The sequence below is a fragment of the Vreelandella malpeensis genome (assembly GCF_020622355.1).
Classification (GTDB): domain Bacteria; phylum Pseudomonadota; class Gammaproteobacteria; order Pseudomonadales; family Halomonadaceae; genus Vreelandella; species Vreelandella malpeensis.
This window is the reverse complement of record NZ_WHVL01000002.1, coordinates 396562-407693: the sequence shown is the minus strand read 5'-3', so window position 1 is coordinate 407693 and position 11132 is coordinate 396562. Positions and strand designations below refer to the sequence as shown.

The 11132-nt window shown below is 68.5% G+C and carries 7 protein-coding genes; 1 reads left to right on the top strand and 6 read right to left on the bottom strand.

The window, feature by feature from the left end; translation table 11 throughout:
* Window positions 1-8: 8 nt before the first annotated feature.
* The 6 genes from glgX to glgA are packed head-to-tail and all read right to left on the bottom strand — an operon-like array spanning window position 9 to window position 10876.
* Window positions 9-2201 (bottom strand): glycogen debranching protein GlgX, encoded by a 2193-nt coding sequence (gene glgX / locus GEV37_RS07220; protein ID WP_227389554.1) that lies wholly within the window; start codon window positions 2199-2201, stop codon window positions 9-11.
* A 45-nt stretch (window positions 2202-2246) separates the two neighbouring features.
* Window positions 2247-2636, bottom strand: coding sequence for a DUF2934 domain-containing protein (locus GEV37_RS07215; protein WP_227389553.1), 390 nt, complete (start codon window positions 2634-2636; stop codon window positions 2247-2249).
* A complete protein-coding gene (gene treY / locus GEV37_RS07210; protein ID WP_227389552.1) occupies window positions 2633-5437 on the bottom strand; it encodes a malto-oligosyltrehalose synthase in 2805 nt (934 codons plus the stop codon). The genes GEV37_RS07215 and treY overlap by 4 nt, the downstream gene beginning before the upstream one ends.
* Entirely contained in the window at window positions 5434-7542 is a 2109-nt protein-coding gene (gene malQ / locus GEV37_RS07205) for a 4-alpha-glucanotransferase (protein ID WP_227389551.1), read from the bottom strand. The genes treY and malQ overlap by 4 nt, the downstream gene beginning before the upstream one ends.
* Window positions 7539-9359 carry a malto-oligosyltrehalose trehalohydrolase gene (treZ, locus tag GEV37_RS07200; protein WP_227389550.1) on the bottom strand — a complete coding sequence of 607 codons (1821 nt, stop codon included), beginning with the start codon at window positions 9357-9359 and terminating at the stop codon, window positions 7539-7541. The genes malQ and treZ overlap by 4 nt, the downstream gene beginning before the upstream one ends.
* Window positions 9356-10876, bottom strand: coding sequence for a glycogen synthase GlgA (gene glgA, locus GEV37_RS07195; protein WP_227389770.1), 1521 nt, complete (start codon window positions 10874-10876; stop codon window positions 9356-9358). Before glgA ends, treZ begins: the two co-directional genes overlap by 4 nt.
* Between glgA and GEV37_RS17080 the strand changes: the two genes are divergently transcribed.
* Entirely contained in the window at window positions 10851-11099 is a 249-nt protein-coding gene (locus GEV37_RS17080; RefSeq protein WP_227389774.1) for a hypothetical protein, read from the top strand. The genes glgA and GEV37_RS17080 overlap by 26 nt on opposite strands.
* Window positions 11100-11132 lie beyond the last annotated feature (33 nt).

Below are 11132 nucleotides of genomic sequence, written 5' to 3'. Positions count from 1 at the left end.
TGCCCGGCTCAGTGGCCGCGCCCGCCGGGGCGCTTGACGAGTTCGAGCAGGACCAGCGAGTGGGCGGGCAGCGCATAGGATGTGCCCTCCAAAGGCGCTTCATCGTCCTCGAGCTCGGGGGCGGCGGTATCCAGCCGGCAGTGCCAGGCGCCCTGGTCGGCCTCGGGCAGGCTGAAGTCGCAGGTCTCCAAACCGGCATTGAGCAAGAGCAGCAGCGTGTCGTCGGCGCCGGCCCGGCGGATGCCGCTTGGCTGGGCGCGCCCGTCGAGCAGCAGCCCAAGGGCGCGCCGGCTTGAATCCTCCCAGCGCTCCACGCTCATCTCCTCGCCCTCCGGGGCGAGCCAGGTCACTTCCTTGAGGCCCATCGCTTCGTCGTACTCGCCGCTCAGGAATCGCCCGCGGCGCAGCATGGGGTAGCGCAAGCGCAGCGCGATCACCCGGCGCAAGTACTCGATCATGGCGTGGGCGTCGCCGTCGAGGTTCCAGTCGAGCCAGCTGATCTCGTTGTCCTGGCAGTAGGCGTTGTTGTTGCCCTGCTGGGTGCGCAGCAGCTCGTCGCCGGCCAGCAGCATCGGCGTGCCCTGGGAGAACAGCGTCGTGGCGATCAGGTTGCGGACCTGACGCAGGCGCAGCGCCTTGATATCCGGGTCGTCGGTCGGCCCTTCCACGCCGTGGTTGCAGGAGAGGTTGTGGCCGTGGCCGTCCTGGTTGTTCTCGCCGTTGGCCTCGTTGTGCTTGTCGTCGTAGGCGAGCAGGTCGTACAGCGTGAAGCCGTCATGGGCGGTGACGAAGTTGACCGAGGCGAAAGGGCGCCGCCCGCGCCGGTCGAAAATGTCCGCCGAGCCGGTCAGGCGGGCGGCGAGCTCGGGAAGCTTGCCCTCATCGCCGCGCCAGAAGCCGCGCACGCAGTCGCGATAGCGGTCGTTCCACTCCGCCCAGCCCGGCGGAAAACCGCCCACCTGGTAGCCGCCGGGGCCGCAGTCCCAGGATTCGGCAATCAGCTTGACGCGGCCGAGCACCGGGTCCTGGCGGCAGGCATCCAAGAAGCCGCCGCCTTCGTCGAAACCGTGGGGCTCGCGGCCCAGGATCGTCGCCAGGTCGAAGCGAAAGCCGTCGACGCGCATTTCGGTGGCCCAGTAGCGCAGCGAATCCGTGACTATCTGCAGCACTCGCTGGTGGCTCAGATTCAAGGTGTTACCGGTACCGGTGTCATCGATGTAGTAGCGCGGCTCCTCCGGCATCAGGCGGTAGTAGGAGGCGTTGTCGATGCCCTTGAGCGACAGCGTCGGGCCGAGCTCGTTGCCCTCGGCGGTGTGGTTGTAGACCACGTCGAGGATCACCTCGAGCTTGGCGGCATGAAAGCGCGCCACCATCTCCTTGAACTCGTTGACGTTGTCGCCGGCGAGATAGGACGAGTGAGGGGCGAAGAAGCCCAGCGTGTTGTAGCCCCAGTAGTTGTGCAAGCCCTGCTCCTGCAGGCGCTGGTCGTCAACGAAGGCGTGGATGGGCAAGAGTTCGATCGATGACACGCCGAGCGACTTCACGTACTCCACCACGTCGCTGACCATGAGGCCGGCGAAGGTGCCGCGCAACGGCTCGGGGACCGCAGGGTGGCGCATGGTGTAACCGCGCACGTGGGTCTCGTAGACGATGGTGCGGTCCCAGGGCAGTTGCACTTCCCGCGAGCGCCCCCAGGTAAAGGCCGGGTCGACCACCTTGCAGCGCGGCATGAAGGGGGCGCTGTCGCGCTCGTCGAAGCTGAGATCGCCCGCCTCGTGGCCGATGGTGTAGCCGAACAGCGCGTCGTCCCACTGGATCTCGCCGACGATCTGCTTGGCGTAGGGATCGAGCAGAAGCTTGTGATGGTTGAAGCGGTGGCCCTGCTCCGGCGCGTAGGGGCCGTGCACCCGGTAGCCGTAGAGCTGGCCCGGGCGGGCGTCCGGCAGGTAGCCGTGCCACACCTCGTCGGTGTACTCGGGAAGCTCGATGCGCTCGAGCTCCTGCTCGCCGGTGGCGTCGAACAGGCAGAGCTCCACCTTGGTGGCGTGGGCGGAGAACAGCGCGAAGTTCACCCCCAGCCCGTCCCAGGTCGCACCGAGGGGAAACGAGTGCCCCTCGTGAACGCGCGAACGGCGCATCACGCTGGGAGCCTCGTCGGCGGCAACGGCGCTGTCGTCGTGGGGGGTATCGCTTGTGGTCATCGCATTCATTCCTTGAGCATCTAGCTCGAATGGGGGGATCGGCGGCTACTTTTTGGTACTGGTGCGTCTTTTCGCGGCAGGCTTCGGCGTGGCAGTCTTGGGCGCGCGCTTGCCGGTGGCTTTCTTCTGCGCCGGTGGCTCGCGCTCGGCGGGCGGTTCCTCACCGGCCTCCTCGCGGGCCGCCGTCTCCGGGTCGTCCAGCGGCAGGCGGTTCTCGTCTATGCCGCGCTCGTCCTCTTCCAGGGGCAAGCCCTCCTCGAGCATCGGTGGTTCGTCCCGGGGCGGCGGCAGGTCGTCGTCGTACTCGTCGTCGGCGTGCTCGGCGGCGACGATCTTGCGCGCGCGTTCCCAGTGCTGCTGCTGCTGGCCCTCCGGGCGCCCCTCGGCTTCCCAGATGCTGTAGGCCAGCTGGCGGATGCGGTCTTCGTCGGTCATGTCGATTCTCCCTGTAGGGCGCGGCGGTCGGCGCGCGCCTCGCTCGTGAATACCTCGAAGGGCAGCGTGTGAAAAAGCTCGGCAAGCGCGACGGGCTCGCCGTCGGCGTCGAGGCTGCGTTCACTCAGCGCGCTTCGATAACGCCCCGGCGGCAGCGCAAGGCGGGTATCGGCCCAGCGCGCCGGGGCGATGGCGAGCACACCATCGCCTTCCAGCTCGTCTTTTAACAAAGGCGTGGCCAGGCGCGGTACCACCACCACGAGGCACTGCTCGCCCTGGCGTCGAACGAAGGCCACCACGCGCTCGGCGTGCTGGCCTTGCGCGTGAAGCGGCTGGTAGTCGCCGTCGAGAAACAGCGTCGGGTGACGCGCCCGCAGCGCCAGAAGCCTGACGGTCAACGCTTGCTTGACGCGCCCGTCGCGCCACTGCGCCAGCGCCTCGCTCATGGCCGGGGGGGCGAAGAGCGACGCTCGGCGTGCGGCGTAGTCCACCGGGCGGCGGTTGTCCGGGTCGACCAGGCTGAAGTCCCAGGCGTCGTTGCCTTGGTAGAGATCGGCTACGCCAGGCACGGTCATGCGCAACGTCGCCTGCACCAGCGCGTTGAGCGCGCCCGGGGCATCGAGCGCGCGGGCGGCGCGGTGCAGCGAATCGCGCAGCGCCGGGGTGGTGAGCACTCCTTCGAGAAACGCCCGGCAGGCGGTTTCGTACTGCTCGTCGGGCCACAGCCAGTGGGTACGCAGTTTGGCTTCGCGCAGCGCCTTCTGTTGCCACTGGGCCAGGCGCTCGGTGAATTCGCTCATGCCCGCGCTGTCCTGCGGGGCCAGCGTCGGCGGCCAGGCGCCGAGAATCAGCTGGTAGAGAATCAAGGCGTCGCCGGGGGAGGGGGCCGTGCCCTCGTCCAGCGACTGGCACAAGGGCGCCGCGTCGCACTGCCACCGGCTAACGGCATCGGCGAAGGCGTCGGCGGACTCGCTCAGCGCGGCGAGGCGTGCGCGCACGTCTTCGCCGCGCTTGTGATCGTGGGTGGCGGTGGTCACCAGAGCGTGCGGGAAGTCCCGGGCGCGGACGGCGTTGGCGGCGTGAAAGCGCTTTGGGGAGTGGCTGAAGTGCTCGCCGTGAAAGCCCACGTCGTTGCGCGAGATCAGCACGGCGCTGCGATAGCCCGCGGTATCCTCCACCGCCTTGGCGGCCACCGGCGAGGTGAGCTGCTGAAAGCGGGTGATGGCGCGCTGTCTCAAGACGCGCTCGTCATCCCGGCAGACGCTGGGTGCCTCGCCGCCGAGCCAGCGCTCGAGACGATCGAGGGTGGCGCGATCCGGCGGGCTCAGTGCGTGCCTGGCGCCCGTCATGGCCTGGCGGAAGAACGCCGCGTCCGCCTCGGGGCGGCCGGCATCGCCCGCGTAGCTTCGGTAGATGGGAAAATGCACCACCAGCGCCTTAAGCGCCCGCGCGATGGAGCCGAGCGTCACGTCGCGGCTTTCCAGACGGGCGCGGGCCACGGCGTGCAGCGCCCGGGCGCAGGCGGCGTACTCGCTGGCAAGCAGGGTCTCGAGAACCTCGCCTCGGGCCTGGCGTACCTCGGCGGAAAAGTCCGGGGCGCGACCGCTCACCTGGTGCCAGAGTGCCGCGAGCGGCGCCGCGCCCTGCGGGTCGTGCTGAATCCCCGCGACCTCGTTCATGAACTCGTAGCCGCTGGTGCCGTCCACCTGCCAATCCGTGGGCAGCGTTTCGCCGTCGCCGAGGATCTTCTCGACGTACAGCGCCACCCGGCTCGGGACGCCCTCCGGGCGCTCCGGCACCAGGGCATCCAGGCGCGCGCGCAGGTGGCGACAGTAGCCGCCGGGGTCGGCGAGCCCGTCCACGTGGTCGATGCGCAGCCCATCCACCAGCCCCTCACGGGCCAGGCGCAGGGGCAGCGCGTGGACCGCGTCGAACACCTCGGGCTGCTCGACGCGCAGCCCGCCGAGTTCGGTGACGTCGAAAAAGCGCCGCCAGTTGATCTCGTCGCTGGCGGTGCGCCAGAAGGCCAGCCGGTAGTGCTGGCGCGACAGCAGCGCGTGAAGCCGTGTGGCGCCGTGTTCGGAGGTGGCCTCGAACAGTTGCAGAGCGCTGGCCAGGGAGGCCTGGGCGCTGGGGTCCTCGAGCACCCGCTCGAGCTGGGAAAGCGCGGCAGGTGCCAGCGAGCAAGGGTCCGGCACCTGGGCCAGGGCCTCGAAGAACGCCGCCTGTTCGTGCAGCGCGTTGTGCTCGGCAAAGCGCAGGATGTCGCCGTAGTGGCGAGGGTCAATGGGAAAACGGTGCTCGTGATAGGCGACATGGAAGCCCACCGCGTCGAAGTCGAGCGCGAGCTCGCCGCTTTCAAGAGTCTCGGCATAGGGCGCGCCGAGAAACGGGGCGAGCAGCTTGCCGGCAAGCGTTGGGTCCGGTGCGTGCCAGTCGATATCGAAGAACGCGCCGTAGGGGCTCTGTTCGCCCCAGGTAAGCACGCTTTGCCACCACGGGTTTTCCGATCCGCCCACGGCGAGGTGATTGGGCACGATGTCCAGCACCAGCCCCATGCCTCGCGCCCGGAGTGCACTGACCAGCGCCGCCAGCGCCGTCTCGCCACCCAGTTCATCGTCGATGCGGGTCGGGTCGACGCCGTCGTAGCCGTGCCGGGAGCCCCGCCGCGAAGCCTGCAGCGGCGAGGCGTAGAGGTGGCTCACCCCGAGAGCGGCAAAGTCGTCCACCAGCGCTCGAGCATCATCGAGGGTGAAATCGCGGTGGAACTGCAGCCGGAGCGTGGCGCGAATCGCGTTCATGGGGTATCTCCGTCAAGCGCTTCGCGCCGGGTGCGCGTCAGCCGCTCGAGGCGCTGGCGGGTTTCGGGGCAGCCGAACAACGTCGCGCTATCCGCCGGCAGACGGCGGCGCCAGTTGGGGTGGCGCTCGTCGCTGTTGGGCAGGTTGGGCTGCTCCTCGAGCCCGAGAAGATCCTCGACGGGAATCAATACCAGCGGCACCGGGGTGGTCGCCAGGTGATCGAGACAGGCGTCGATCACTGTCGAGGCGGTCATGTCGGCGGCGTCGAGCCCGGTCGGCGGCGGCGGGCTGTGCAAGAGCCCGAGCGTATCGGCGAGCTGCCTGCGCGCCTTGCGGCGTGCGGCGGCTTCACCCGCTTCGCTCTGATCGGGTTTCAAGAGCCCCAGTCGGGCGCGCCACTCGATGTCGCGCCCCGCCCACCAGCCGGCCACCGTAGGCAGGTCGTGGGTCGTGGTGGTGGCCAGCGCCCGAGGCGACCAGCGTGGCCCGGACAGAAAACCGCCGTCTTCGTCCTGCTCGAACCACAGCACCTGCATGCCGAGCACGCCTCGCGCGGCGAGGGCATCGCGAAAGCTCGCCTCGACGGTGCCCAGGTCCTCGCCGATGACGATGGCCCGGTGCCGCCAGGACTCCAGTGCCACCAGGCGCAGTAGCGCCTCATACGGGTAGCGCAGGTAGCCACCATCGCTCGCCGACGCCCCCTGGGGCACCAGCCACAGCCTCGAGAGCCCCAGCACGTGGTCGATACGCAGCCCGCCGGCGTGGGCGAAGCCGGCGCGCAGCATGTCGATGAAGCTTTGAAACCCCGAGCGTGCAAGCCCCCAGGGCGAAAAGGCAGCGAGCCCCCAGTTCTGCCCCTCGGCGTTGAACAGATCCGGCGGCGCGCCGATGGAGAGGCCGTCGAGCATCTCCGCCGGGCGACTCCAGGTCTGGCTACCGGCGGGGTCGACGCCGACCGCGAGATCGGCGATCAGCCCTACCGCCATGCCCGCCTCGCGCGCCGCGCGCTGGGCGCGCTCGAGCCCGTCGGCGACGAGCCACTGGAGAAAGGCGTGAAAGCTCACTTCCAGCGTATGCGCCTGGGCAAAGGCCTCGACGGCGTCGCTCTGAGCGTCACGCAGCGGCTCGGGCCAGGCGTGCCAGTCGCTGGCGCCGCGGGTCTGCTGCAGCGCCTCGAAGCGGCAGTGGAGGGCAAGAGTTGTCCCCCCGGCGTGGCAGAACGCCTGGAAGCGTTCGCGCAGCGCTCGGGTGGCGTCGTCGTCGCGGGCGATGAAGTCGTCGAACAGAAAGCGCAGCCAGGCGAGCTTGCTGCGCGCCGCCGCCGGCCAGTCGACGAGGGGGTCGGCCTCGAATTCCGAGAGCGCTTCCTGCTGGGCGCTTTGCGCCTGGGCGCTGGCCACGGCCTCCTGGCCCAGGAGCGCCTCGGGCGCGCAGTGGAGCACGTTGCAGAGCAGCCGGCTCGACGGCGAGTAAGGGCTGTAGTGCTCGACGGCGGCGCTGAACATGGCGTGGGTGGGGCTGATCGCCAGAGCGTCGGCGCCGAGCTCGCCAAGCAGGCGTGCGCACTCGGCGAGTGCCTGGGTATCGCCTAGCCCGCCGTCACCCACGCGGCGCAGGGCATAGAGCTGAACCGCCGCGCCCCAGAGCCTGGCAGGCTCGGCGCCGGCCGCGTCCGCCGGGGTGAAACAGCGCGAAGGCGCCACCGCCAGCGTCAGCACGACCTGCTCGATCGCAAGCTCGTGGTAGCCGAAGGCCGCGATGGCCGGCACCCGACCCTGATCGTCGAGCTGACCCTGTCGGCGCTCGCCGTTCTCGAGCGTCAGGCTGAAGGGCGTGCCCGCCGGCAGCGGCGAAGGCAGGGCGATCGGGTGGCCGACGTCTGCCGTCACCAGCGACGGCCACTGCTGTGGCACAGACGCGGCGGCAAGCGTTTCGAGGCGGCGGCGGCTGTCGGCGATGGCCGCGGCGGATTCGGTGGGAAAGCCCAGATGGTTCAGCAGCCGGTGCTGGGCCGGGTCGGACAGCCGGCATGCGACGCCGTCGCTGTCCTCCCAGTCGAGCAGCAGCCCCGCCGCGCGGGAGAGGTCGTGCAGGGCGGTACTCATGAAAGGACTCCTCGCGCGTCAGACATCAGCCACGCCGCCGCCGCGCGCGCCGGTAGCCGGCCCGCCTCGGCGGACCGAGCGACTGCATCGCGGGATTCGAACAGGAGTGCCTGGCAGGACAGCCGTGCAAGCGTCTCGCTCACGGTCTCTGCATCGCTCAGGTTGACGGCGATCACCAGGTGCGTGTCGTCGCCGAGCTGCCAGCGGGCCAGTACCGCCTTGTCGCCCAGCACTTCGGCGCCCAGCGCCCGGGCGCCGTCGAGGCGCGGCACGATATGGCGGTGGCGCAGGGCGAGCAGGTGGCGATAGCGCTCGAGGATCTCGCGATGTGCCGGCACACCGCTCATGTCCGGATCGGGTATCGAGGCATCGAAGCTTTCCCTGGCGTTGGGGTCGGGAATGCGGGCGCGGGCCTGGTCATCCTTGAAGGCGGCGAAGTCGGCGAACTCCGCCCGGCGGCCTTCGCGCACCGCGTCGGCCAAGGTGTCGTCATGGTCGGTGAAGAACAGAAATGGACGCGTCGAGCCCCACTCCTCGCCCATGAACAGAAGCGGCACCATGGGGGAGAGCAGAAGCAGGAGCGTGGCCGCCGCCAGGGCGTCCGGGTCGGCGAGCACGCTCAGGCGCTCGCCGAGCGCGCGGTTGCCGATCTGGTCGTGGTTCTGCAAAAACGCCACGAAGGCGGTGGGCGGCAGATGGCCGCTTTGCTCGCCGCGCGCCGTGCCGTGGCGCGAGGGTTCGCCCTGGTAGACGAACCCTTCGCTCAAGCAGCGCGCCAGCCGTGGCGTGGGGTGCTCGGTAAAGTCTGCGTAGTAGCCTTCGTGCTCGTCGGTCAACAGCACGTGCATGACGTTGTGCCAGTCGTCGTTCCACTGCGCATCGAACAGCGCGGGCGCGAGCAGCGAAGCGTGATTGGCTTCGTTCTCGAGCACCAGGTGGACGTGGCGCCCGGCCGGCGTCGCGCGGCGAATCGTTTCGGCCAGCTCTTCCAGAAAATCCTGCTCGCCGATGGCGTGAACGGCGTCGAAGCGCAGCCCGTCAAGGCGGTACTCGAATAGCCACATCAAGGCGTTGTCGATGAAAAAGCGCCGCACCTGTGGCTTGCGAAAGTCGATCGCCGACCCCCAAGGGGTCTTTACGTCTTCACGAAAGAAGCACTTGGCGTAGGCGTGCAGGTAGTTGCCGTCCGGCCCGAAGTGGTTGTAGACCACGTCGAGAAACACCATCAGGCCCAGGCCGTGGGCTTCGTCGATGAGCGCTTTCAACTCGTCAGGGCTGCCGTAGCTTGCCTGCACCGCGTAGGGTAGCACGCCGTCATAGCCCCAGTTGCGGGCGCCGGGAAACGCCGCGATCGGCATCAGCTCGATGGCGGTGATGCCCAGCGCCTTGAGGCGAGCAAGCTGGATGGACACACCCTCGAAGCCGCCGAGGGCGCCGGCGTGAAGTTCGTACAGCACGGTCTCGTGCCAGGGCCGGCCCGGCCAGTCGGCATGGCGCCAGGCGTAGCGCTGCGGGTCGATCACGAGGCTCCAGCCGTGCACGCCGTCACTCTGAGCGCGCGCGGCCGGGTCGGGCACGTCGAGCGCGCCGTCCTGGGTGACGACTCGGTAGCGGTAGCGCGTGCCTTGGCCGCAGGCGGCGCTGATGCGAGCGCAGCCGTCGGCGTCGATCTCCATGGCGATGGGCTCGCGCCCGTCGAGCAGAAGCTCGACTCGCGTTGCGTCCGGCGCCCACAGGGTGAAGCGCGTGGACGCCGCGTCGATCACCCGGGCGCCGAACCATGGCATCTCGAGTGCCGCCGCCGCTGCGCTATTCATGCGCGCACCGCCGCGACCGCTTCGGCGTCGAGTGCCTGCTGGTAGAGCCGGGCGTAGGGCACGATGGACTGGCGCCAGTGATAGCGCCCGGTCATGGCGGCGCCACGCATGGCGTTGAACAGGTCTGTCGAGCGATGCACCGCGAAGGCGCGCTGGATGGCGCGCATGTAGCTTGCAAGCTGCATGTCGTCGAACAGAAAGCCGGTGACGCCATCCTCGATGGTGTCGGCGAGCCCGCCGGTGCGGTGGGCGATGGGCAGGGAGCCGAAGCGCTGGGCGTACATCTGGCTGAGCCCGCAGGGCTCGAAGCGCGACGGCATGAGCAGGAAGTCGCTGCCGGCGAACAGGCAGCGCGCCTGGTACTCGTCGAAGCCGATGTAGGCGGCCACCGACCCCGGCGAGCGCCGGGCGAGTGCCTTGAGCGCCTGTTCCACGTGATGCTCGCCGCTGCCCATGAAGACGATCTGGCCGCCGGCCTCGACGATCGCTCGAGTGGCTTCGATGGTCAGGTCCAGTCCTTTCTGGTGAACGAGACGCGAGATCACCACGAACAGCGGCCCCGCGCTGGGCGCAAGGCCGTAGCGGCGGCGTACGTAGTCGGCGTTGGCCTGCTTTCCGCGCCAGTCGTTGGAGGAGAACGCCTGGATCAGGTGGCTGTCGGTGCGCGGGTCCCAGGAGTCGTCGATGCCATTGGGAATGCCGCACAGCCGGCCTTGGTCCGCCTTGCGGCGTAACAGCCCGTCCAGCCCGCAGCCGAAGCGCGGGGTGGTGATCTCCTGGGCGTAGGTGGCACTGACCGTGGTCACCTGGGTGGCGTAGTTGATGCCCGCCTTCATGAAGGAGAGCTCGCCGTAGTACTCGACGCCGTCGATATGGAAGGCCTCATGGGGAATGCCCAGCGGCGCCAGGCGTGAAGCGGGGAAGAGGCCCTGGTAGGCGAGATTGTGGATGGTGAAGATGCACGGCGCGGGGGTCGCCTCGAAGTGCAGATAGGCGGGTGCCAGCCCGCAGGCCCAGTCGTTGAGGTGCAAGAGCGCCGGCTGCCAGTCGAGCCCCGCCTTGCCCTGGACGATATCCGCCGCGGCGCGCGAAAGACGCGCGAAGCGCACATCGTTGTCCGCCCAGCCCGCGTCCTGGCCGTCGCCGTAGCCGCTGGAGCCGCGCCCGTAGGGCGTGCCTTCGCGGTTATAGAGAGCATCGCACAAAAGCACGTAGACGATCAGGCCATCGCGGCAGGTGATTCTGCCGATGTCGCAGGCGGGCAGATCCGCGTAGGCCTTTACGCGGCCCACCGGGGTAATGGCGTGATCGCCGGTGAGCATCTCGCGGTAGGCGGGCATCAGAACGCGCACGTCGTGGTGCGCCGCCAGCGCCCGAGGGAGGGCGGAAGAGACATCGCCAAGCCCGCCCACCTTGATGAAGTCGCTCATCTCGGTGGTCACGAAAAGTACCGAGTGAGAGGGATGTTCGGCGTTAAAGGATGCACCTTGCGTGAGTCGCCCGAGTGCCGAATCGATGCTTTTAGAAACACTGCACGATGTCGAGTTGCGACGATTGGCCGTTGGTGAAGAAGTAAAAGAAGTCTTGATTTTATTATCTATTGTTTTTTTAACGATGCTTTTTTCAATCTTTGAAAGTGGCTCTTTAGATGCGCTCTTGCTGTCGGTTTCCCCGTCTAGCACCCCATCATCCATGCTCAACCTCCCCGGCCATCATGGTAACGATCATCGAAATGGATAACTCATGAAATAGAGCGGTACGTCCCTCACCGTC

Excerpts from the sequence above, each read along its gene's own strand:
- treZ (WP_227389550.1), bottom strand. The coding sequence starts at position 9,359 with ATGAATAGCGCAGCGGCGGCGGCACTCGAGATGCCATGGTTCGGCGCC.
- malQ (WP_227389551.1), bottom strand. The coding sequence starts at position 7,542 with ATGAGTACCGCCCTGCACGACCTCTCCCGCGCGGCGGGGCTGCTGCTC.
- treY (WP_227389552.1), bottom strand. The coding sequence starts at position 5,437 with ATGAACGCGATTCGCGCCACGCTCCGGCTGCAGTTCCACCGCGATTTC.
- GEV37_RS07215 (WP_227389553.1), bottom strand. The coding sequence starts at position 2,636 with ATGACCGACGAAGACCGCATCCGCCAGCTGGCCTACAGCATCTGGGAA.
- glgX (WP_227389554.1), bottom strand. The coding sequence starts at position 2,201 with ATGACCACAAGCGATACCCCCCACGACGACAGCGCCGTTGCCGCCGAC.